This window comes from Roseofilum capinflatum BLCC-M114 (assembly GCF_030068505.1).
Taxonomy (GTDB): domain Bacteria; phylum Cyanobacteriota; class Cyanobacteriia; order Cyanobacteriales; family Desertifilaceae; genus Roseofilum; species Roseofilum capinflatum.
This window is the reverse complement of the sequence record NZ_JAQOSO010000020.1, coordinates 1-21,951: the sequence shown is the minus strand read 5'-3', so window position 1 is coordinate 21,951 and position 21,951 is coordinate 1. Positions and strand designations below refer to the sequence as shown.

Here is a 21,951-nt window from a genome sequence, read left to right as displayed (position 1 = left end):
TATGTTGATTTCAACTGCTGGCTCCTGAGACCCTTACGATATTTGGTTTTCAAGGTACATTTCCGACGCACACCCCTAATCATAGCTCACCAGAGACTAAAAAGCAAGTCCAAATCGCTGAAACCCTTGCCCCGTATAGTCCGACGCTACCTTTAAAATTAAAATCGCTGTAAGGCAGACTGAGTAAGCGATACAGCGATTTTGGACTCAAGGGCGATTTCCACACCCCCCTAGCGTCGGATTTTAGGCGAAAAAGATGGACTCGTCGCGGGGCATTTCGCCACCGATACGTTCTACTTTACCTTGGCAACAGGCGCAGAGGAAGTAAAACCGAATGCTATCCGTGTCCGGTTTAATCACCTTACTCAGTCGCTGGCGCAGTTTGGTGTACTGAGTAGGCGTAAGATCGCACTCGAAGACCGAATATTGCATCCATTGGCCGTAGGATTTGAGAATCTTGTGGATGCGGGTGCGGCGCTTGTCTTCCGGGATGTCGTAACTGATGACGATAAACATAGGTGGGATGATTGCATTTAAACTATCTGTTTTAACCCAATTGGTAGGGTGTTCAGAAACCCGGTTTCTTGAAAACCGGGTTTCTAGTCGTTTTCCAACTCATCCGATTTAACCCAATCGGTAGGGTGAAGTTATTGCAGGACTAGGGGAGGATATTGTTCCGTTAATCAAGTAGCTTGACTCCTTCCGACTGACCCAGTTTTACATCAAATGAAGCAGTTTCATGGCAACTAGATAATTGATTAATACGGGTAATCAGATAGTCAGAAAAATCAGCATTTCCTAGCTTCATTTGTTGAATTGACCATGCGATAGCTTCTCGATTTTCAAAAACAAAAAGATTAGCGTTGATAAGATTTTCTAGGGTTGTAATCAGGGTTTCTCGGTTGACTTTATAGCGACTGCGTAAAACCCAAGCGACTTCACACAGCACAATGTTATTAATCAAGCAGGGTTCATTTTCTTGTAATGCTTGCTCAATATACTGATTGGCAATCTGCCATTGCCGTTCATCATCTCGGACTAAAAAACGCACAATAACGTTAGTATCTAATCCCTTCAAACTGACTCTCCTGCACAATCTGAGATTGCCCTATCCATCTCTTCTAACGAAACCGGTGTGCGCCCTTCTTGATAGAGGATACCCGATAAGGTGCGAACATCAATTTTAGCCGGTTCTAAATACACTTTACCATCCGGAGAAATGGCAACATAGATGGAGTCACCGGGTTTGAGTTGCAACCAGTTGATAATTTCTGGAGGTAGAACAATTTCCCCAGAAGGAGTAATTTGAGTCAGTGCCATAATTGGATCTTATATCAATGAACAATTCATAATTTTCATGTCGGCGACAGTCGAAACAATTAACCATTGATCTGGGCTGGTCGCCAGTTGGCTCATGCCCTGTCGCCTACTCTAATAGCTTTCCACACTCGACATTGTAATATCATTTCCCTATTAACCTGCACGCTGACAAGTTGCTCTAGAGCCAATTATCCCTCAAGGACTGTACCAACGGTTTTAACCCAATTGGTAGGGTGTTCAGAAACCCGGTTTCTTGAAAACCGGGTTTCTAGTCGTTTTCCAACTCATCCGATTTAACCCAATCGATAGGGTGAAGTTATTGCAGGACTAGAGGAGGATATTGTTCCGTTTCGCCCATCAGGTATTTGCCCAGAAGACGAGCTTGAATTTCAAAAGCCTCTTGGTAGGTGCATTGGGTTTTCATCACCGGGTGTTTGAAAGAGGACTGTTTTTTCTCTTGATAACAGCGCAGAAAGGTTTTCAGAGCTTCGCGGGTAAGGGAGGTTTCCTTACTGATGGGTTGTTGGATGAAGTCGTTGGGGCTGAGGACTTGACGGTTGAGGGTTTCGAGAACCATGCTATCGACGACTAAGGGGCGAAATTCTTCCATTAGGTCGAGCGCAAGGGCAGGACGGCCGTAGTGTTTGACATGGAGATAGCCGAGATAGGGGTCGAAACCGACAATATTTACGGCGCTTTGGATGTCGTGGCGCAGGAGGGCGTAACCGAGACTGAGTAAGGAGTTTACGGGGTCGGTAGGGGGGCGACGGTTGCGGGTGGTGAAGGTGAAGTTGGGGTTTTGGATGAGTTGGTTGAAGCTGCGGAAGTAGGTGGCACTTCCGGCTCCTTCGAGTCCGCGTAGGGAGTTGATAGCATCGGTGGTGGAGATCGCCCCTATAATACCTTTCAATTGTTCAATCTCTTCGCTCAGATCAATGTCTGCTCGTCGCCCTCTGCGCTGTAAGGTGGTGCGGTAGTTTTTCAGTTTCCCCCGTACAAAGGCTTGCACCAGGTGAATGGCTTGGGGCGTATTGCCATCAGCGGCCCATTGATGTTGGCGCAGAAAGATATTTTTTCTCAGTTCTGGTTCTAGAGTTCCTCGATATCTTCCGGTAGAGGTGACCAAGGAAAAGGGAATGCGACGGTTGAGTAATTCTTCAGCTAGGTCAGGGGAAAAGTTGACGGCTCCAAAAGCGACGACTCCATCAACTTTAATCAGAGGAACGTCGGCAATTTTTTGTTTTTCAACTTTGACATGAATGCGTTCATCGACTTTACCGATGAAGGCGTTTTCTTGGGTGACATAAAGGGTTCCCATGGTGGTTTCTCCGTTGTAGTGGTGGTGGTTTGAGAGGGGGATGCCCTCTCCCTAAATCCCTCTCCCACGGGAGAGGGACTTCTTCTCCCCTTCTCCTGCGGGAGAAGGGGTCGGGGGATGAGGGGAAAATGCTATAGACTTACAAAGGCTTTATTAGCTCACTTCTTGGTAATTTTTGAGTTTTTTGGTGGCTTGGGGCAAACAGGCGGCGTAGAGGCTACATCCACGGCATCTGGGGCTATATTTGGGTGGGGGTATGAGGTCTCCTGAAAAAAGTTTTTGAATGGCTTGGATGGTGGCGATCGCCTCTTGCCGCAACCCCTCATCGATCTTCACAGGATGCCGTTGGTGAGATTGGGCATAATAGACAAAGCCTTCAGTCACCGCAGTGCCGGTCATTTCTTCGAGACACAGGGCTTGAGCGCAGACTTGCAGGGCATCATTTTCATGGTCGCCAACTTTGCCTCGCTTATACTCGACGGGATAAAGTTGGCCATTTTGGGCTTCAATTAAATCGGATTTACCAATCAGGTGATACTGTTCGGATTTGAGCCAAATGGATCGCACTTGCCAGGTATCATCGCGCATCTCTTGACTGAGTGTGTGGACGCGATCGTGAATGGTTGTCCCTTCAATGGTGTAGGCATTGTCTTCAAATTCTCCAGTACAAAACATCCGCCAACAGCGATGGGGACAATAAGCATATTGATTGAGGGCAGAAATAGGAACTTCGGTGTTCATGGTGATGGGGAATAGGGAATGGGGAATGGGGAATAGGGAATAGGGAATGGGGAATAGGGAGAGTAGAATCAATTGTTTGGGCTATTGCCAACATGAAAATTGTTCATTGTTCATTGTTCATTGTTAATTGATCCGTCTTGCCATGCCCATTCCCATGGTAGTTTTGCGTCCAATGCCGCAGTAGAGGGCATAGTTAGCGAGGGTGTTCAGGTGTTTGAGAGTGGTAGGGGGGGCATCGCCGAGAAATCGGAAGGTAATTTCGCCAATAGAGCCAATAAATTTACTGCGTTTATCGGCAACGATCGCCGTTTGGATGTCGAAAAAACTGGGAAATACGGTATCTAGAGCCAGTTCGGGAATCTCAATACCGCTATACTTGTTCCACCGTTGGCGCAAACTGGCAAAGAGGCGATCGCCACTGGGCAGCGCCGTATCATATTTGCCTTGGCGGAAAGCCATGGGGGTGGCAATGCAGAAGCGAAAGCTATTATCGCGCTCTGAGGCTTGCTCATAGAGTTGGCTGTAGGAACAGGAGTTCGCCCAGGGATGGGTAGACTGGGGAGTGGCAAGGATACTGGTAATCATCAGATCCGCAGGGCCTAAATGCCAAGGTTTATCCCGGTTGAGATGGAGCCAAAGTTGGGTGAGTTCTCCAAAGAGCGCATCATCGAGCAGGGAGATCCGCCACCAGCAGCCGGTTTCAGCCGGGATAGCGTGTTGATGTTCACACTGTAGGGTTTTGAAGTGGCGACGGGTTTGCAGGGGGGAGAGGGTGAAAGGTTTATCGGCTTGGGAGTCGTGCAGGCGATCGCCGAGGGTGCGATCGACGGAGCTAACCAGGTTGAGGAAAAGCGCGTGCAGATGCCGTCCACTCAGGTATCCGAGAGGGATGGGGGAGAGGGGAGTGAGGTTGAGAACGAGGCTATAGGGCATGGTTCAATTAAAAATTAAAACTTTGACTGCGGTACGTTTCGATCCCCCTAAATCCCCCTTAAAAAGGGGGACTTTCTTAATTCCCCCCTTTTTTAAGGGGGGCTAGGGGGGATCTTTATTCAGGCAAGTGGTTGCTGAGGTAGGTTTGGATGGGATGGAGGAGGATGCCGAGGATTTTGTCGATCTGGTTGATGGTGTATTCTAGGCGATTTAAGATGCTCATATATCCCTCTTTCATCATCCTTAACGAATTTTAGAGAGAGCCAGTCAATCCTGTATGATTCACATTTTTCAAACTAGCTCTCTCAACCCCATACTTCATCTTGGAGCAAATTGGTATGCCATACCAGCAGGGAGCTTAATCTTCTCACTCTCAATCTGATAATAAGAACCCCGCAAGCGCACATTGCGAATTAAACTCACTGGAGGCATGTTAATCACATCATAGCCAATCACTTGATGGGAAAACATCACATCTAAAGGATTAAGAGGGTGGGAATAAACAAACTCCTGTTCCGAAGCTGAAGCTTTCACCTCTTGCACACTTGTACAAGTAACTTCTGCCTTACTGAGCCATTTCCCCAAACGAACCCATTTCCGAAAACTAATCTTTTTGGAACTAATCACAAAGCATTCAAACTTGCTCTCTGGCGCAACCTCCTTATTGCGTCCAAAACTCGGCCAGTTTTTCGCTGTTTTTTCCATCTCCACATGGTAGTTGTTATTAGCATATTTCCAAGTCGTGAGGACAGTTTGATAATGCACTGCTCTAGCAGGAGTCACATAAATTCCCTGTTGATTCAATGGAGTGAGATGTTCCTCATACTGGGGGACTTGATTGCGGCAAAAGTAGCGATAAGACTCGGTTTCATTAACCGTTGTTGCATATTGGGGATTATCCACCAATCCCAAGGCATAACAGAGGGCATAATTGTGAATAATCGGTTCAGTTTCATACAGTCTTCCGATTTCACGAGTAGCGAAATAGAGACTATCATGAAGTTCCAGTTGCAGGTGATAAATAAAAGCCATAATTGTTGTTCTATCAAATCCGGAAAATAAGTGATGGTAAGTCATTGCGAATGAAACGCAGTGGAATGAAGCAATCGCCAAGATTAGCGATATTTTAGAGATTGCTTCCCTGCGGTCGCAATGACAACGGTTTAAACGGATTTGATATTATTTGGCAGCAGCAGGTTTCTTCGGTTTTTTAATATGAGCTGAAGCATAGGTCTTGGCTTCACCATCTGCGGTTGTCAACAACTCTTTCAACTTCTCCTCATTACCGATAATCTCCTTGACTTCAGTTAACAAGGGCACAAAAGTATCGCCAATATAATCCTGATGTACCAGATATTCATCTCTCATCAAATCCACCATAGTAGTTTGCGCTGCTTCAATCACATCATCTTCATTCAAGGGGTCATATCCTCCTAGTTTATCCCCTTGTTTTAAAACATCATAAATCGCCTGAGTCCAGCGCAGATTGCTGGTAATTTCGCCATCCGCAAAAACCACACCAATACAGTGATTCCGAACCCGTCCGGTGCGAGTGGTTTGCGCTCCATAATGGCGGGTGCGTAAAATGTTGTTGAAGACATAGAGAAAACCCGCTTCTGTGGGATCTTTTAGGGTGACGATACTGGGGAAAAAGACTTGCGGTTTAATGTGATCTTGCTGATTAATTCGACTGGTAACTTCTCCCTTGTTGCTATCTCCTTCTCCCTTAGAAGCCATAGTTCCATTTTCATAGGGAGCATTGAGGGTAAAAGATTCATGGGATTCGGCAAAATCGGTGATGGAAAAGGCAGTATCAACCACAACTTTTGATTTCTCTGAACCAGAATCTCCGATCGCAAATCCATAGATAATACAGTCCGGGTTATCCATAGCAAATTTAACATTGTATTCGCACTCCTCAGCCGTCATCAATCCGTAGTTCCGCAGGAGTTCCCGTCCCACCAAACGCTCTGGGGTAGACTGTTTGCGCTTGAACATTGCCAGGCGACTAATGGGAGTTTTATCTTGAATCCCGGCACGGACTCGTGATTTATTTAACTCGCCATCCGTTTGAAAGAGAGGATAGGATTCAGTCACGCGGAGGGTGAGAAAATGGGCATATTTTCCCATGGGTTTATAGGGAATAGCATCATGGAAAAATTTGCTATCGACAGTGGTTAGAAAAGACATAATTTTGGTCTCCTGATAAATGTGTAAATGGGTTAGTTTGGGTGGGTTGATCCCCCTAAATCCCCCTTAGAAAAGGGGACTTTCTCTACTGCCCCCCTTTTTAAGGGGGGTTCGGGGGGATCTGAATGTCCATGTAAAAAGAAAGAAGTTCGGACTTGATATAAAACCCGCCCCTATGAGTCTTCTTTGCTTTCCCGATCTTTTTGATTTTCTTGGTCATTTTCGAGGCGATAGAGGAATTCGCAGGTATCGCGAATCAAGTTAATTTGTCGTCCGGCTAAACGGGCGCGATCGCCCGAAAAAGACTTCTCGAAAACTTCCACGACAAAATATTGGGCAAACTCCAATATTTTCTGTCGTTCTTCTTCTCTGTTTTTCAATGGAGGATAACCGTCTGCTGTCGAGCCATGTACTCGATCCATAAGTTTAAAAACTTTAGCTGCAACAGCCTCAACTAGGGCTTCTCCTTGAAAAACAATTGATTCAGCATTGAGAATGGTATCAGCCGCAATATCAATGGGTTTCAATACTGCATTAGCTTTGGGATTATATCGCTGCTTGGCGCGATAAAATTGGCGATAGAGTTCGGTCAGTTTTTTGGGATGGTTTAACGGAGATTCTTCAGACACAATTAACTCCTGATTTTCATAGGTACAATAGGGATCGAAACAGGGATAAAAGGCATAGGCATAGAGACGGACTTTTTTCAGGGGAATATTCTCTATACTTTGACGGCGTATCCAGGCATTGAGTGAATGAAAAACCGTCAGAGGACTGGTTTGTAAATCTCGCGCCAGTTCCGAGAGTTTGCCCCAGTTGGCATCATATTTTCCTTTGACTTGTTTGGCGTTAACATCAAGGTGAATAGCATAGGCAGCAGTGAGAACTTTAAGCGGTGCAGGATAAAGTTTGGTTCCGTGCTTTTCTTTCCAGCCTTCGAGGATATAGTCGAGGCGAAAATAATTGGCTTGAACTAAGGATTGAAAGGCTTGGGGGGCGCTATCGAGGAACACGGTTTGCTCGAATTCTGCCCCATCTTTGAACGGGGGAATGGGAGATTCAGAAACAACGGTTTTCACATCTAAAATTAGGGGAAACGCGAAGGCTAACCAAGTTGGCATTACCCAAGATTCGGTATCGGTGGGATCTCGCCCTGGGGGGAGTGCCATAAAGTAGAAGGTGAGGGGTTGATTTTCGGGATAGGAGAGCTTAAACGTGCGGTCAAATTTGCGATTTTTATCATCTTCGGGTAAGGCTTTTTTGATGTCTAAATCTTCCTCGATCAGAAAAATATCGGCGCTTTGGTAGTTCTCTCGGCTAAAATCGGCTTGTAAGTCATCATTGATAAAATGGTTACGCAGACTCGTATTAAAGCGAGTTTGGGCAATATTCCGGTAAGCTTGATGCAAAAATGTGTTGGTTTCTGGGGTGAAGTAGTAGGTGGGATAAAAGTAGAGATAGCGATATTTGCCATCCTCAAAACGTTTACCCACGGCTTGGGTTTGATTCATCAAAATTTGCCTGAGCATCATCTCTGTACCGGAAATACTGGAGATATTGCGCTTGGCATTAGAGCCGCCTAACATCTGTTTATTGGTGTAGACTTGGGGAGTAAATAAAACGGCTGACTCCATTTGTTCGCTGACACTATAGGGGGAATGGGAAATGGAGCAAATGAGCTGTTTTCCGCGTCCAGGTTTTTTCGCCAGTTGGTAATGCTCCAATTCTTTGAAAAAGATGTCAGCTTTTGCCAATTCTTGGGGTTGATTATCGGGTAACATCACCACTTGTTCTACCCATGAGCGCACATCTTCCCAACCATCGGCTAGGGAATATTGCTCTACAATGGGATTAATCAGTTTGGCGATATGGGAAATTAGCTTTTCACAGGTTTCTCGCACGTCTTCGATACCGGGATGATGTTGGAGATATTTAGCTGCGAGAAAGTACCATTCATAGGGAACGCCTCCGGTATTTCCTTTGAGTTTTAAGGCTTTTAAGCTCTGGTTAATCTGCTGAATTTCGCGAATTTGGGGTAAGTATTGTTCCAGTTGCCAGAATTTGGCGACTTCATGCACTAGATCGAGATTGGGTAATGGGGGTAATGTCTTATCTTTTTTGCGAGTAGCTTCAATTTTGCCCACTTGCTCGCCCCAAATCTTGCGGGTGAGGGCATCTCCAAATTCTGCGAGGCGATCGCATCTGATATCATCGCTGAAGTTAAAGTCATAGTCGGCTGAGAGTACCTGTTTGTGCTGAAACTTGATTAAGTTATCGCTGCGGCTTTTGGCAACGGAAGGTTTTTTATCATGTAAAATCCGTAAGGTTGCCTTTAGTGCGACTTGCATTAAACCGGCGATATCAAAGAATTGTTCGTAGTAGTCGGCATATTTCATGCCTTTGCCATCGCGACTAAATCCGGTTTGTCGCAGCACTAATTGATTTCGACATAAGGCTTTAATTTTGTTTACGACTCGGTTGGGTAAGTTTTCCCTGGAAATGGGGGGAGCATCTCGACGAGCGAGGTAAATTACGCCTGTGGGAAGGTAGAGTAAGGGTTTGTAATAGTTGCCCTCTCCCACGGGAGATGTGTTGCCCTCTCCCCCAACCCCCTCTCCCACGGGAGAGGGGGCATTTAGAGCTGCGTTGCCTTCTCCGTCAACTCCCACGGGAGAGGGGGCATTTAGAGCTGTGTGGGCTTCCATTAAGGCGTTGTTGACAACATTGGTTAGCACGCCTCGGTTTTCAGAAATGCTGTGATAAGTAAATTTTAGTTGTCCATCGCTGAGGTTATGAATGAGTTGTTGTAGGCGCGGAGTTTCTGCATCTTGGGGATGTTTGATGATGGAGGAAAGGGAGTCGGCTAAACAGGCAAGCTCGGCTAGGCAAATGAGAGTGCGATCGCGTAAAGTCGGATTAAGTCCAAATTCGGAAAAATTCCAGTTTGTTCCCCATCGTCTCTGAGCGTTGTAGGCAACACAGAGTAAATCATCAATATAGTCTTGATAACCCTGGGAATTTTCGGGATCTAAAAACCGATCTAATCCCAATTGGATGATTTTATCGGCAATAATCTGGCGATGTTCTTCTTTCTCCAGATCCCGGCAGTCTCCTGGCACATCGGCAAATTTCTCAAAGTCATGGAGAATAAAGCCAGCAATGAGTAAGCGGCGCTCTGGCTCGTCAATTTCCCGGCGCACGGTGGTATTCAGTTTTTGCAGTTCTCGTTCTACTAAGTTTGCGGGGAATAAGCCGTTGAGTAGATGGGTGTTTAAGGATTGATCGGCAGCATTGCGGCGATTATACCCTTCTTCGCGCTCTTCATCTAGGCGATCGAAATATTTCCCCCCTTTAGCCGTTACGCCAATCGTATATTTGAGTAAATTGGGAAGCACATACTCGGCAAAATCAGCCATAATGCGATCGCCTGGATTTTCGGCTGAAATGGCTTGTTTGAGTAGCTTCAGCGTCAGCAGTTCGGCAGGGGGTGAGGCTGTTTCGCGAGTCGTTTTGTCTAAACTGAGATCGATTTCTTCTGATTCCCATCCCTCTTCTAGATCTTCGTCTATTTCTAGATTTTCCTCTATTTCTGGATTAGGGAGCGTATCAAATAAGGAAAGTTGATGTGTTTCAGATTCAGATTTCCGTTTTTTAGCCATGATCGTCCTCTAGGGTATCTAAATATTGGATCAGTTGTCTTTGATACTTGGGATATTCCTGTAGAGCGAGTTGAATACACTCGTGGATTTTTACCGGATCGATTTCATCGTACATATGGACTAATCGATTTCTTAAGCTACCGGATGGTGCTAATATTTTCGCCAATTCTGGAGTAAGAATACCGCAGCGACTCATTTCCTCAAATGTATCAAAATTCTTCTCTGGTTGGGGTATATTGAGAGTCTTCAACAAATAGCGATTAACATCGATCGCGACTTGAAAGGAAAGCTGTAATAATCGCTCAACAATTAATTGAGTATTGGAATCAGCAAGATAGTCTGTGAACGAGATGGCACAAAAAGGCTCTAGTCGATTAAGGTAATCATCCAGAAAATCCAGCTTCCTTAAAACAATATTAGGATCGACTTCAGTCATACTCCTTTCCTCTGTAAAGAACGTTCTAGTTTTTGCCGAAGATCACGACGCATTTGTTTTAATTCTGTATCACTCATCAGATAATTACGCTGGAAGTTTTCAAACTCTCCTGGTGTTTGCTCATAGATGACTTTTCCATCTCGTGCCACATAATGAGCAATTAAGCGAGAACAGTGATTGAGTTCGACAATATCCATATTATCGTCATTTAATCCAAAGATTTCTCCGAGAATGTGAAAGGCTTCTAACCATCTCCAGGCATTTTGTTTTAGGATGGGTTCTCTGAGTTCTTCATCATAGAGTACGGCAAAATCCCAATCACTATTTTCTTGATTGTCTCCCCTAGCGCGAGAACCAAACAAAACCAGCATTTTAAGATAGGGCATTTTAGCTAGTATTTGTTGGGAACTTTCATGAAGACTTTGGAGAGAACTTTGTATTTCTGCATCCATATCTTAATCTCTACTAAAATCAAATTTCAATATTTTTTCCATGCTGGGACAGATCCTCAGCCAATAAAGCTAAGAATCTATCCACAAATGAACATTTGAGTTTGCAAGTATTCTGCGCTATCTAAATTAGGGTGATTTTATCCCTTCTTAGAGTAAGCCTACTTGCCTTGAACAAACTGAACAAACTCATGAACTGCCGCTTGAACTTCCGGAGACTGGATGTCATTTCTCTGAAGTTGTACTTCAAACAAACTCACAGCTTCTTCAATCAGTTTGAACCCTTCCCTATTTTTTCCGCGAGTCTTCTTCTTGTATTCTAAGAATGGCTGCCGACAATAAGGAATAAATAATCGAGGTTGCTCAGACTCTTGTGCTTTCTTCATGTGAAGATGCTCCATAGTGAGGTCTATAGGTGAAGAAGTTCAACCCTTGCTATAAGACAACTTGCAAGGTTAGTCCTCTGGTTTAGAGGACTACTGTATAGCTGACCCAACTGTCCTGACAGATTGAATTGGAATCGACCTCTTTCTACAAACCGTCCATCTCGAAAGGATTTGCAGTATTCGTGCCAGATTAACACCCATCTGAGGAGAGCGAGGATTGTAGCTTTATCTACCTGTTCGCGTTCGTTTCCCATAGATTGGTTGAACGTCTTCACCCTACATCTTGAGTATAGATGTTTTTTTGCTAAGTGTCTATCACGTTTGACAATGCATTGACCATTTTTTGGGGACACTCTTGCCATTGTATCGGCTTTTCCCCTAAGATCTACACTGGGATGGACAATGCTTAAGTGCAAATACTTATTTACACTTAAGTAGTATAAATACCTATTAGGGATTGAAAAAATGCCTTGTCTACGTGCTGGCGATCGTTTCCCTCCCCCTACTCTTCCAAGTAGCCTAATCCCTATGAGGGATAAAGACTCTAAGCTATCCATAGTTCATCTCCTTTGCTCTTTAAGGTGTACGCGAGAGTATCAATCAGGAGTGCCGATTGTCCGAAGGCAATAGAATAAGGTGCGCTAGGATCGAGCAGACTATTGGCATCGCTGATGGGGTAAATCTGGAAGTGCATCGGCAAACGTAGACGCGATCGCACTTCACCCACTGGAAACCGCAACACATAACTCACCAACCCCTGACGCTTCAGACGCTGATTAATGCCATCGATCCAAGGATTTTCGGGTTGCCAAACTTCCAAACCCACCAATACCTGAACCTTCCATGCATCTGCCACGGGTTGCAGATCTCCGGGATAAGTAAACCGCCAATTAAGGCGCTCTTCTCGATAAGCGTGCAGTTTCATAAATCCCAAGCAATGGCGAAATTGTCCTTTGGGAATCACGGTATTGAGGCGATCGCCCGTTTCCCGAAGCAAATACATAAACGCCTTCTCCGTCATCACCTCCACCTCCAAGTTTGCCAAAATACCCGGTAACTCATAGGTTTTGAACCGATCTGCCTCATGAGCTTCTGTGAGATCGTATAAACCATATTGCAAGCTACTCGAACCCCGGAAACTTGCCGCATCTTCTAAAATCGGATTACCTGTTGTATTGCCGGATAACTCTTGCCATTCTTTTTCCCATCGTTTGCTCACACCAAACATGGTTTTCAGTCGTGCCTTAAAAATCCTTTCGGCTGTCGTTTCAAACACTTCCGCACTATCCTTGTAAACCGATCGAATCGTCTTATGCTTCAATTTGCTGCACAAAACCATCGACTGCACCGCACCCCACCGAGCATAGTAACCGCGAAAGTCATTGATTTGGCGATAGTTGTCAGTAATCTGCTGGTGGAAAAAGGGGCGATCGCAACACATTCCAGTTTCTAGCGGTGCAGTTTCTCCACTAAACAGTCGTTCTACCAGAAACTGGGGAACCAAAGCATAAGCCGTAAAGCCATCAAACCGGATAGAGTTTCCATCTTTGTCATAACCTTCATGCCGTCCCAAACGTCCCAAGCGCTGGATAAAATTACCCCCATCTGCGGCTTCAAAGAATAGGAAATTAATCTTAAAGTCAACCCCCACATCAATGGTACTGGTTCCAATCACCAGATCCGCCGAGAGAGACTGAGATTTCACTTCTTTTCCCGATAATCCCGTATTTTCGCCCACCTCGAAGCCATAGGGAGAGAGTAAGGTTTTGAAAAATGGAGTCAGTCGCTTAACTGCGGCAATGGAATTGAGGATAATCGCCCCTTTAGATCCTGGTTTATCTTGAAATTGCCGTAGAATTAACTCCCTATTCTCTTTTAACCAAGTTTCTGAAGAATTGCCCGATGATTCCAACGGGATAAAGTTCAGCAATATTTCTCCCGTAACTCTGCGCCATCCTTCTCCTGATAGAGCTTGGGCTTGCTCTGGAGTATCGGGAAATTGATACTTGTTCTCGGCGATCGGATTGATTTCACAACAGCGAAATTCAGCCTGTTCTAAACGCTCTTTCAGTTCTTTATTGGGTGTGGCTGAAAGAAATAAAAACTTTTTGCGACGATTCGTACAACGAATTAAAAGTAAGGTATTAATGACGCTGGCAATTTGGGGAGCGGCAAAGACATGGAATTCATCAAAGATAAATAAGTCAAAGTTTTTATCGAGTCTTTGCCATAATTGATCGGGACTATCTTTTGGGGTGAGATATGCGCCTCGATGGAGATAGTGAAAGATATCTGGGTTGGTTAAAATAATATCAGATTGCCCGATGCGGGTGGCGATCGCCCCAGCTTTCTTCAAACCCTCTTCTTCAGCATAAATCTCCAAATCTGCCCCGCTCAACCGTACCACACGCGGATCGTTGCGCGGTTGGAACGTGGCGATATAGTCTTGAACCTGCTTCTCTTGATCTCGTGCTAATTCATTAGTCGGGTAAAGGGCGATACAATATTCTTTACTTTGCAAACTGGATAAATAGGCGGCTAAACTCTTACCATCTCCCGTCATTGCCGTATTAAACACCACATTAATATCGGGATTTTGTAGGGCTTTCCACGTCTCCAACTGATGCCAAGATAATCGCCAATTTTCCGGTAGTTTAATCTTGTCGCTTGATTCCGTTGCGGGACAAGAATAAACGGATTTTAGGGTAATGGAATACTCATTCATTATTGTCTTCCTACTTAATTAGCCGATATTCGTACTGATTCTTTTCCACATAGCGCTTATCGAACTGATACCCCCGTTTCTTCAAGCTATGCATGGTGGCTGAGAAGCGATGACTGATTCTGTCTACCAGTTCCTGGGTGGAGTGCCAGTTGCCGTCAGACATTAGATGCAAGAGGCGATCGCCTAACGTTTCCTTGATTTCCATATTTTTGTGTCCGTAACTGCTTGATATCTTTCATAATAGTTCTGAAAATAGAGAAAATCAAGAATTACACAGAAAAAGTGTACGGACAAATATGAGTCGTAAAGGACAATCGATCACCCTATCCGTATCCGAACGAGACAAAGCCCATTTAGAGCAACTGGCTGAAGAATTCGGCATGACATGGGGAGAAAAGCCGAATATCTCCAAATTAATTACGGCGATCGCCCGCAAACAGCTCTCTATCGCTCCCAACAACGACTGGTTACCGGAGCGGATCGAACTGCTCAACCGGGTGAGAAATCTACTGGTTGATTACGGAAAACTGCCAGAAGCCAAAGAAATCGCCAAAATATTAGGCGATCGCGGCGAACTCTCCATCCCCCTCAGACAAGAAATCGAAACCTTTCTCAATACACCGATTCCCCCATGGAGGCAACAAATTGAAACCTTCATCCACCGTCAACAACCCTTTCGTCTCTCCTACCGAGATGCCGCCGATCGCCTGTTTCATTACACAGTTCTTTATGCTCGCATTATCCCCATTGAAAAACGAGAATATCTGCTCTGTCGTTGCCAAGAAACTGAAGGGAATCACGATATCAAAGAACTCTGCCACAATTGGAGCCTACTGCTAGAGCGCATCCAAGAAGCAGCCGTTGTTTCTGTCAATCAAAAATGGCAATCCGACTTAGAATACATCACCGTAGAATTGCGCCTATCTGGAGGATTAGCCTTTGGATACCGCAGCAAACCCGGCGATCGCTCCGTTGGCAACCTCGAAGGCGATCCACCTACTCGACAAGTAATACGGCAAATCTATAGTAGCTTCTGGTTCATGCGCGATATTCGCCCCTATGGGAAAAACTGTGAGATTATTGCACCGCAGAATCTGCGCGATCGCTATATTGAAGAACTGAAAGCGCAATGTCAGCAATATGACATCGCTATTGCTGAAACTGATAGGTGATAAATCCCCTTAGTTCTACCCCTTTATCCTTTCTCTTTGCGCTATAGTGAGGCTGTTCTCAATCGAGACCGATCTTAATAATAATGGAATACCAACTTAAGCAACTCGGCCCCAATGACCTGGAACTGATGCATAGTCTTCTCGATTGCTTTGCAGAAGAATTTAACCAAAGAGAATTCTATCAGAGCAATAGGCCAGATAATCTGTATATGCGGGATGTATTAAGCAGCGATACATTCATTGCTGTAGTTGCCTGTGTTGGCAACAAAGTAATCGGAGGTTTAACGGCTTATGAATTAAAAAAAATCGAACAAAAACGGAGTGAAATACATCTCTATGAATTAGCGGTTGCTGAACCCTATCGCAGAAAGGGTATCGCTACATCACTCATAGAGAAAGTGAAGTTAATTGGTCAATCTCGTGGAGCTTGGCTGGTTTTCGTGCAAGCCGAGTATGTAGATAAACCGGCTGTCAATCTCTATACAAAACTTGGAAGGAAACAAGAAATTTTGCATTTTGATTTGCCCTTAGAAAAGTAGTATAGCCTTTCTCGAATAGATGAGACAACTATCGTAGGGTGGGTAGGAGAAGGCCACAGATCATTCAAATCCTACCAGTAGACCCTGCCCACCTTACTGGTATAGTTGAATTGATTGTGCGATTTGTTTGCATGGAAAGTCTTGGGTAAAACCCAAAACGTACATCCAGTGGGACTAATAGTCCCATAACTCAGAGATGGTTCTCAATCGGTGAGAGCGTCTGGACTCCACTTCCAATTAAGGAAGTAGACGAGATGACAATATCCCCAGTTCTGAGACTCATGATCAAAGGATTGAAGCGGGATATAAAGGGGAGACCGACACCAGCCAAGGCGTTAAGAATCTCCTCAAGTCAACTAGCAATGGTGAGTGAAAGCGAACTACCGGCTTGAACCCTCATAACGACTAAGCAGTAAAATTGGCTGATACACTGCATCCAAAAGGATAAAGGGAAAGGTAGGCGGATAATCGACCGACCTACAAAGGAGTCCCAAAAGTACCTTGGGGGAGAGGTAGCACCTAAAGTTAGATCGCCCCATCTCTGGGAACAAGGTAACCCCATAGATTCTCCCATTAATGGGTAGTGACAAATGTAAGCGCAAGGTCTATGGGGGCAGGATTCAGTTAGAAGCCAATGCCTGCTTGTAATGAGCCGGATATGCTGACGAACTGAAGCAGGTGCTGGCAGTTTTCGTGGGAATTAATCCTAACACGCCCATAGCGAGCCAATTAACCATCATGCCTACAGTGGTGAAATGTCGAGTCTGTAACTGCCCAGACGAAAGGGGAATGCTATACCTCGAACGACAAGTTAACCATCAAGGCGGTGAAGGTTAAGACTACGACCAGGGATCAAAAGGGACGAACCTCAAGAAACTTAGTCGAGGGGGAATTAAGAGTATTATCTTAAGGATACCAAGATGCCAATGACAATGGTCACACCTGCTAGGAGCCGTGTGAGGTGAAAGTCTCAAGCACGGTTTTGAATGGGAGGGGGAGATGGTGACATCTCTCTCGACCCCTAACAACAGTGAGACACCACAATCTATCTACAACGCCCCTACAACCGGAGTCTCATCGCTATTTGAAATGACTATAATGATGACCGATATATGGCAGGAGCGCCGGGGTTAGGGGTAAAAATTACTGAGATCAAATTCTGAACTCTTTACACCGAATCATCCAGCAACAGACAAACGTCACCAGCAACCAAACCGCAGCACACCCGAAGCCAACACCCGGAGGAGCCGGAATCATGGGCGGGGTGTGACTCGGAACACTCACCCATTGCTGAATATGGGGGTCAACAAAATTGGTTCCCAGGTTTTCCAGAGCTTCCCGTTGTCGATTTTTAGCCAGTTGTTCGGGATTAATAAAGAAATTTTTAGGTTGGCTTTCCATTGCGTTCTTCTCCTGATTTTTCAACGTTTTTTTGGCGCTGAAATCACGGTAGGAGAAGCCAAATAGGAATAAAATTAGGCAGAAATAGGATTCAAATAGGATTTTTCTATTTAGATTTTTAGGTTGGGTTGAACAGAGTGAAAACCAACGCAGTAGTTCTTGTTAATTGACTGGTGAGTTGCCCAGATCTTGCCCTCATCCCCCAGCCCCCTTCTCCCACAGGAGAAGGGGGTAAAGTCAAGAATCCCGTGGGAGAGGGATTTAGGGAGAGGGCAACAACTTCGTTAATGAATTGAAAAATCTATAGCAAACCTAAATGAGTTATGTAATGGCTGCCCCTCATCCCCCAGCCCCCTTCTCCCGCAGGAGAAGGGGGTAAAGTCAAGAATCCCGTGGGAGAGGGATTTAGGGAGAGGGCAACAACTTCGTTAATGAATTGAAAAATCTATAGCAAACCTAAATGAGTTATGTAATGGCTGCCCCTCATCCCCCAGCCCCCTTCTCCCGCAGGAGAAGGGGGTAAAGTCAAGAATCCCGTGGGAGAGGGATTTAGGGAGAGGGCAACAACTTCGTTAATGAATTGAAAAATCTATATAATGGAGAAAACTCAACTGTTGGGAAAATGAACAGGGAACGTCAACAGCAGTTTCTTGAATATCTCGGAGACCAGTACAAGTTTTATCTGGATACTCGTGAGGCATTTTTAGTTCGCTTCGATCCAGCGAATGCGGATAAGCGCCATAATGAATTGAGGTTCTCTTGGGTAAACGAGTTAACACGCCCTGAAGCCAAGATCCAATATGAGTTAAAAAAAATTTGTAAAGCTTTCAATGAAAATGGCTGTAATATTATCAGCAAGCATGGACGCGCTCAAGGAGGTGAAAGTCCTTGGGAGAAAGCCTATAACTGGTTATGGACGGTCAAGTTTCCGGAATGGGAAAAAGACAATGAACCCCCTGAAGAGGGAATCAACTGGAAAGACCTCTGTACCCGCGCCTTCTGGGAGGAGAAAACCCGGCGCAAGCGTGCCACGGAGAAGGGTCACGAGGTGCAGGTTTATGTGCCCTTGGGATTGGTGAAGCGCCAGCAGCAACCGCGACGAGATGTGCAACAACAGAAGACAGGAGAAGAAGTTCTAGCAGAGGAAGCACCCAAAGCAGAAGAGGGGATGCAGCAGTATCAACTGACGGAAAAGGAGATCGAAGAGCGCTACGAATACGAGAAATTTTTAGCGAAAGTTATCGGTAATGCGGGGAAAAATTTGGCGATTATTGGGGAGCCGGGTGCGGGAAAAACGACCTGGTTAGACCAGATTGGGCAGGAGTTGATTAAGACAGAACGTTATCCGATTTGGATACCCTTGGCGCGATTGCAGGGGATGACGCTGGAGGCGTTTTTACTGGAGAAATGGTTAAAGGAAAATTTGCAAGTTTTGCAGCCGACAGGGGAACAGAAGCAGGAGTTTATTGAGTGGTTTAAGACAGAGAAGGTGTGGGTATTGTTGGATGGTGCAGATGAAATGTCTGCGGCTAATCCGGTGGTGGAGATTCGCGAGTCGTTGACGGGATGGGTGAAGCAAGCGCGGGTGGTGTTGAGTTGTCGGTTGAATGTCTGGGAAAGTAATCTGACGACATTACAGGGTTTTGAAACCTATCGCACGTTATGTTTTGAACGGGAGCAGGTGGAGAAGTTTATCACCGATTGGTTTGAGCGGGAGGAGGAACCGGAGTTAGGGAAACAGTTGGCGCAGAGGTTGCAGGAAGCAGAAAGTGCCCGGATTTTGGATTTGGTGAGGAATCCGTTGCGCTTGTCTTTGTTGTGTCAGAGTTGGCGATTGAATCCGGGGGAGATTCCGGAAACGAAGGCAGATTTATATGAGAAGTTTTGCCGCAATATTTATGCTTGGAAACAGGATCGGTTTCCGACGACGTTTGTGCAGCAACAACAGTTAAATCAACAGTTGGCAGAGTTGGCGCTCCGGGGGATGAGCGAGAATGTGCCGTTGCTCGAATCGTTGGTGCATCAGGTGTTGGGGGAATGGGTGGAGTTAGCGAAAAATGTGGGATGGTTGAATGTGGTTTATCGGGATACTCGCACCGATGAGCCGGTTTATGCCTTTTTCCATTTGACGTTTCAGGAGTATTTTGCCGCTTGTGCTGTGGCAGATGGGCACTTTTTCCTCCCGTCGGATCATTCGCCAGAACAGCCTTCGAGCCAACCCTATCGGATCTTTGAATCTCGTTGGCGCGAGGTCATTTTATTGTGGTTGGGGCGTAAGGATGTGGAGGATGAGAAGAAGGAGGAGTTTATTAAGGCGTTGGTGAATTTTGAGGATGGGTGTTACCAGTTGTATTGGTATCGTGCTTACTTTTTAGCTGCCGTTGGAATCAGTGAATTTAAAACTTGCTATTTGAAAGACAACATTTTATCAAAAGTTATACATTTTGCATTTGGTGCTTTCAATCCTGAAATCAAGCATTGGCAAGCCTTTTATGAAGAAATCAGAGAAAGTTCTAGAAAAACATTAATGACAACAGATAAAAGGTATATAAGTCATAAACTCATAGATCTAATTCAATCTAATGATCTTCCAGATGACATACAGTTAGAGGTTGCTGAAAACTTAGCGCAAATATCTCCATATGATTCTTATGCTGTTTCTTTTTTTATCAAAAAAATTGAAGATAAAGATTTTGAACATCTTCCTTTTCAAAAAATCGATACTCTTGAAAAGATTGGAAGTAACAACCAGGAAGTAATTACCTGCCTGATCCATCTCATAGACAAATGTGTTAATTCAGATAGATTGAACACAATCTTTAGAATTATAGAGAAAATTGCGAATCAAAATATACAAGTTATAGATCATTGTATGACTATACTAAAAACAACTCAATATGATTATAGACGTTGGACTATAATGTTAGGCTTGGCTGATATAGGACAAGGAAATAAGAAACTCATTACTGAATTACTAGATCTAGTGCAGCAAACGCAAAATGAAACAACTCGCCAAACAGTTATTGCTTGTTTGGGCAAAGTGGCTATACAAAATAAAATAGCCATCGCTAGAATAGTTGATATTCTCAAAACCACTTCACAAGAGAAGACTCGCCACTATGCAATATCTAGTTTGGGAAATATGGCAAAAGGACATACTGATGCAATAGAAGTCTTAAGTCAATTAACTAAAAGTAACCAAAATCCTGATACTTGTAGGCGTGCAGCTTTTAGTTTAGGTCTGATTGATCCTGGCAATTCTGATGCAATTTCTAAATTAATGCAAATCATGGAAACAGTTCAAGATGAGGATTCTCGTTTACAGGTGGCTTATAACTTAGGCAAGCTTGATCCTAGAAATACCCAGGCAATCATTTCATTGGAAAATCTAATACACACAACAACAGAAGATGAAATTTGCCGGAAAGCCTGTGAAAGGCTACAATTAATAGATCCTGGAAACCCCGCAGTAATTGAAGGTTTAATCAAAATACTCAAGACCACAACTATTCCCCATATTAGCGATCAACCGGTTTTTGATAGTTTAGGTAGAATAGCTAAAAATGATAGTAAAGCAATCCGCGCAATTATTGAATATCTTGCCAACCCACATATGTTCTCTAGTTTTAGAGTGGCAATGGAAAGTTTATGTAAAATAACTCTAGGAAATGAATATGTGCTATCTAGTATTCTTCAACTCCTAGAAATTCATAAAGATAGTATTTATTATCATGAAGTAATTCAGTGGCTAGGGAAATTGGGACAAGGAAATACCGATGTTATTCAGGCTTTGCTGAAAATCATAGAAACTTCTACTGATCATATAAGTGTTCACTATGCAGCTAAGAGTCTAGGCGATATTCTCACTACCCATAAACAACGGCAAGAAATAATTTTTGCTCTCCAACCTCACCTGAGCGATGAAACCTACGAAAACAACTTTGACCTCTTCAAAAAATGCTACGAACTCCTCTGGAACATTGCCCAAGACCTCCCCTACCCCGACTTCTACCGCGCTTGGCATCATCTCGACACTGCCCCCCATCCGGAAGTCGCAGACCAAACCCCGGTAGGCAAAACCGCCCTCACGGACACCCTCAACGCCCAACTCCTCGACCTCCCCAACCAACTGCACCCCACCCCCCACACCACTCCCGTCTGTGTGGATATCCAACACTTAACCAAAATTACCGATGAGGATAAACTCGCCAAAGCCTTGAGTAACCGCATCTTTAAGCAGCTCTTCCCTGGGCAAACCCTGCCGAAAATTAGCGACTGTTGCGACCTGGAAACGGAACTCATCAACGCCCAACCCCGCCCCCACATTGCCCTAATTCTGCACAACGGCGACCCCCAAGAGTCCCTCCTGCATCTGTGCCAGTTCCTCGCTCCCACCGTCTCCATTGCCTGCATTACCCATACTCCCCTCGATGCTCCCCTGCGCGGCTTCCCCCCAGATCAGGAGAACTTGGTCTCGGCGCTGCAATCTTGGCTGGAATCAATTAAAAATTAAAAATTAAAAATTAAAAATTAATAATGAACAATGAACAATTACAGCAGTTTTCGATGTTATGCGGTACGTTTTGATCCCCCTAAATCCCCCTTAAAAAGGGGGACTTTCTTATTCCCCCCTTTTTAAGCAGGGGGTTTTCAAAGTCCGGGGCAATCTTTAAAAGAAAAGT

The 21,951-nt window shown here is 44.8% G+C and carries 19 protein-coding genes and 1 CRISPR repeat array (1 of these 20 only partly in view); of the genes, 3 read left to right on the top strand and 16 right to left on the bottom strand.

The window, feature by feature from the left end:
• Positions 1–15: direct repeats of the CRISPR family, unit length 37 nt; it reaches 1,275 nt to the left of the window's first position.
• A 228-nt stretch (positions 16–243) separates the two neighbouring features.
• From cas2 to PMG25_RS04550, 15 genes are all read right to left on the bottom strand, one after another.
• Positions 244–516 carry a CRISPR-associated endonuclease Cas2 gene (gene cas2, locus PMG25_RS04620; protein ID WP_283765738.1) on the bottom strand — a complete coding sequence of 91 codons (273 nt, stop codon included), beginning with the start codon at positions 514–516 and terminating at the stop codon, positions 244–246.
• Positions 517–679: 163 nt separating this feature from the next.
• Positions 680–1,078, bottom strand: coding sequence for a type II toxin-antitoxin system VapC family toxin (locus tag PMG25_RS04615; protein WP_283765737.1), 399 nt, complete (start codon positions 1,076–1,078; stop codon positions 680–682).
• On the bottom strand, positions 1,075–1,320 hold the full coding sequence (locus PMG25_RS04610; RefSeq protein WP_283765736.1) for an AbrB/MazE/SpoVT family DNA-binding domain-containing protein: 246 nt from the start codon (positions 1,318–1,320) through the stop codon (positions 1,075–1,077). The genes PMG25_RS04615 and PMG25_RS04610 overlap by 4 nt, the downstream gene beginning before the upstream one ends.
• 316 nt (positions 1,321–1,636) lie before the next feature.
• Positions 1,637–2,638 (bottom strand): type I-D CRISPR-associated endonuclease Cas1d, encoded by a 1,002-nt coding sequence (gene cas1d / locus PMG25_RS04605; RefSeq protein ID WP_283765735.1) that lies wholly within the window; start codon positions 2,636–2,638, stop codon positions 1,637–1,639.
• 153 nt (positions 2,639–2,791) lie between these two features.
• Positions 2,792–3,379: a CRISPR-associated protein Cas4 gene (cas4, locus tag PMG25_RS04600; RefSeq protein WP_347178743.1), complete on the bottom strand. Its 588-nt coding sequence runs from the start codon at positions 3,377–3,379 to the stop codon at positions 2,792–2,794.
• A gap of 123 nt (positions 3,380–3,502) precedes the next feature.
• The gene (gene cas6 / locus PMG25_RS04595; RefSeq protein ID WP_283765733.1) at positions 3,503–4,312 is read right to left on the bottom strand and encodes a CRISPR-associated endoribonuclease Cas6; all 810 of its coding nucleotides are present in this window, start codon (positions 4,310–4,312) and stop codon (positions 3,503–3,505) included.
• 115 nt (positions 4,313–4,427) lie between these two features.
• The gene (locus PMG25_RS04590) at positions 4,428–4,550 is read right to left on the bottom strand and encodes a hypothetical protein (RefSeq protein WP_283765732.1); all 123 of its coding nucleotides are present in this window, start codon (positions 4,548–4,550) and stop codon (positions 4,428–4,430) included.
• An 80-nt stretch (positions 4,551–4,630) separates the two neighbouring features.
• The gene (gene cas5d, locus PMG25_RS04585) at positions 4,631–5,344 is read right to left on the bottom strand and encodes a type I-D CRISPR-associated protein Cas5/Csc1 (protein ID WP_283765731.1); all 714 of its coding nucleotides are present in this window, start codon (positions 5,342–5,344) and stop codon (positions 4,631–4,633) included.
• Between the two features lie 147 nt (positions 5,345–5,491).
• Positions 5,492–6,502 (bottom strand): type I-D CRISPR-associated protein Cas7/Csc2, encoded by a 1,011-nt coding sequence (gene cas7d, locus PMG25_RS04580; RefSeq protein ID WP_283765730.1) that lies wholly within the window; start codon positions 6,500–6,502, stop codon positions 5,492–5,494.
• Between the two features lie 173 nt (positions 6,503–6,675).
• On the bottom strand, positions 6,676–10,161 hold the full coding sequence (cas10d, locus tag PMG25_RS04575; protein ID WP_283765729.1) for a type I-D CRISPR-associated protein Cas10d/Csc3: 3,486 nt from the start codon (positions 10,159–10,161) through the stop codon (positions 6,676–6,678).
• Positions 10,154–10,597: a type VII toxin-antitoxin system HepT family RNase toxin gene (gene hepT, locus PMG25_RS04570; RefSeq protein WP_283765728.1), complete on the bottom strand. Its 444-nt coding sequence runs from the start codon at positions 10,595–10,597 to the stop codon at positions 10,154–10,156. Before hepT ends, cas10d begins: the two co-directional genes overlap by 8 nt.
• Positions 10,594–11,049, bottom strand: a complete 456-nt coding sequence (mntA, locus tag PMG25_RS04565) for a type VII toxin-antitoxin system MntA family adenylyltransferase antitoxin (protein WP_283765727.1) — start codon at positions 11,047–11,049, stop codon at positions 10,594–10,596. The genes hepT and mntA overlap by 4 nt, the downstream gene beginning before the upstream one ends.
• Before the next feature lie 158 nt (positions 11,050–11,207).
• The gene (locus PMG25_RS04560; RefSeq protein WP_283765726.1) at positions 11,208–11,432 is read right to left on the bottom strand and encodes a hypothetical protein; all 225 of its coding nucleotides are present in this window, start codon (positions 11,430–11,432) and stop codon (positions 11,208–11,210) included.
• A gap of 544 nt (positions 11,433–11,976) precedes the next feature.
• Positions 11,977–14,157 carry a type I-D CRISPR-associated helicase Cas3' gene (cas3, locus tag PMG25_RS04555; protein ID WP_283765725.1) on the bottom strand — a complete coding sequence of 727 codons (2,181 nt, stop codon included), beginning with the start codon at positions 14,155–14,157 and terminating at the stop codon, positions 11,977–11,979.
• 10 nt (positions 14,158–14,167) lie between these two features.
• Positions 14,168–14,362: a hypothetical protein gene (locus PMG25_RS04550; RefSeq protein WP_283765724.1), complete on the bottom strand. Its 195-nt coding sequence runs from the start codon at positions 14,360–14,362 to the stop codon at positions 14,168–14,170.
• A gap of 91 nt (positions 14,363–14,453) precedes the next feature.
• Between PMG25_RS04550 and PMG25_RS04545 the strand changes: the two genes are divergently transcribed.
• On the top strand, positions 14,454–15,329 hold the full coding sequence (locus tag PMG25_RS04545) for a WYL domain-containing protein (RefSeq protein ID WP_283765723.1): 876 nt from the start codon (positions 14,454–14,456) through the stop codon (positions 15,327–15,329).
• 83 nt (positions 15,330–15,412) lie between these two features.
• Positions 15,413–15,868 carry a GNAT family N-acetyltransferase gene (locus PMG25_RS04540; RefSeq protein WP_283765722.1) on the top strand — a complete coding sequence of 152 codons (456 nt, stop codon included), beginning with the start codon at positions 15,413–15,415 and terminating at the stop codon, positions 15,866–15,868.
• A gap of 1,152 nt (positions 15,869–17,020) precedes the next feature.
• On the opposite strand, the gene PMG25_RS04535 is transcribed toward PMG25_RS04540, so the two are convergent.
• A complete protein-coding gene (locus PMG25_RS04535; protein ID WP_283765721.1) occupies positions 17,021–17,269 on the bottom strand; it encodes a hypothetical protein in 249 nt (82 codons plus the stop codon).
• Positions 17,270–17,891: 622 nt separating this feature from the next.
• Between PMG25_RS04535 and PMG25_RS04530 the strand changes: the two genes are divergently transcribed.
• Positions 17,892–21,782 carry a HEAT repeat domain-containing protein gene (locus PMG25_RS04530; protein WP_283765720.1) on the top strand — a complete coding sequence of 1,297 codons (3,891 nt, stop codon included), beginning with the start codon at positions 17,892–17,894 and terminating at the stop codon, positions 21,780–21,782.
• The last annotated feature ends 169 nt before the right edge of the window (positions 21,783–21,951 follow it).

What these genes read in the sequence shown, in the direction of transcription:
- cas2 (WP_283765738.1), bottom strand. Translation starts at nt 516, where the DNA reads ATGTTTATCGTCATCAGTTACGACATCCCGGAAGACAAGCGCCGCACC.
- PMG25_RS04610 (WP_283765736.1), bottom strand. Translation starts at nt 1,320, where the DNA reads ATGGCACTGACTCAAATTACTCCTTCTGGGGAAATTGTTCTACCTCCA.
- cas1d (WP_283765735.1), bottom strand. Translation starts at nt 2,638, where the DNA reads ATGGGAACCCTTTATGTCACCCAAGAAAACGCCTTCATCGGTAAAGTC.
- cas4 (WP_347178743.1), bottom strand. Translation starts at nt 3,379, where the DNA reads ATGAACACCGAAGTTCCTATTTCTGCCCTCAATCAATATGCTTATTGT.
- cas6 (WP_283765733.1), bottom strand. Translation starts at nt 4,312, where the DNA reads ATGCCCTATAGCCTCGTTCTCAACCTCACTCCCCTCTCCCCCATCCCT.
- PMG25_RS04590 (WP_283765732.1), bottom strand. Translation starts at nt 4,550, where the DNA reads ATGAAAGAGGGATATATGAGCATCTTAAATCGCCTAGAATACACCATC.
- cas5d (WP_283765731.1), bottom strand. Translation starts at nt 5,344, where the DNA reads ATGGCTTTTATTTATCACCTGCAACTGGAACTTCATGATAGTCTCTAT.
- cas7d (WP_283765730.1), bottom strand. Translation starts at nt 6,502, where the DNA reads ATGTCTTTTCTAACCACTGTCGATAGCAAATTTTTCCATGATGCTATT.
- cas10d (WP_283765729.1), bottom strand. Translation starts at nt 10,161, where the DNA reads ATGGCTAAAAAACGGAAATCTGAATCTGAAACACATCAACTTTCCTTA.
- hepT (WP_283765728.1), bottom strand. Translation starts at nt 10,597, where the DNA reads ATGACTGAAGTCGATCCTAATATTGTTTTAAGGAAGCTGGATTTTCTG.
- mntA (WP_283765727.1), bottom strand. Translation starts at nt 11,049, where the DNA reads ATGGATGCAGAAATACAAAGTTCTCTCCAAAGTCTTCATGAAAGTTCC.
- PMG25_RS04560 (WP_283765726.1), bottom strand. Translation starts at nt 11,432, where the DNA reads ATGAAGAAAGCACAAGAGTCTGAGCAACCTCGATTATTTATTCCTTAT.
- cas3 (WP_283765725.1), bottom strand. Translation starts at nt 14,157, where the DNA reads ATGAATGAGTATTCCATTACCCTAAAATCCGTTTATTCTTGTCCCGCA.
- PMG25_RS04550 (WP_283765724.1), bottom strand. Translation starts at nt 14,362, where the DNA reads ATGGAAATCAAGGAAACGTTAGGCGATCGCCTCTTGCATCTAATGTCT.
- PMG25_RS04545 (WP_283765723.1), top strand. Translation starts at nt 14,454, where the DNA reads ATGAGTCGTAAAGGACAATCGATCACCCTATCCGTATCCGAACGAGAC.
- PMG25_RS04540 (WP_283765722.1), top strand. Translation starts at nt 15,413, where the DNA reads ATGGAATACCAACTTAAGCAACTCGGCCCCAATGACCTGGAACTGATG.
- PMG25_RS04535 (WP_283765721.1), bottom strand. Translation starts at nt 17,269, where the DNA reads ATGGAAAGCCAACCTAAAAATTTCTTTATTAATCCCGAACAACTGGCT.
- PMG25_RS04530 (WP_283765720.1), top strand. Translation starts at nt 17,892, where the DNA reads ATGAACAGGGAACGTCAACAGCAGTTTCTTGAATATCTCGGAGACCAG.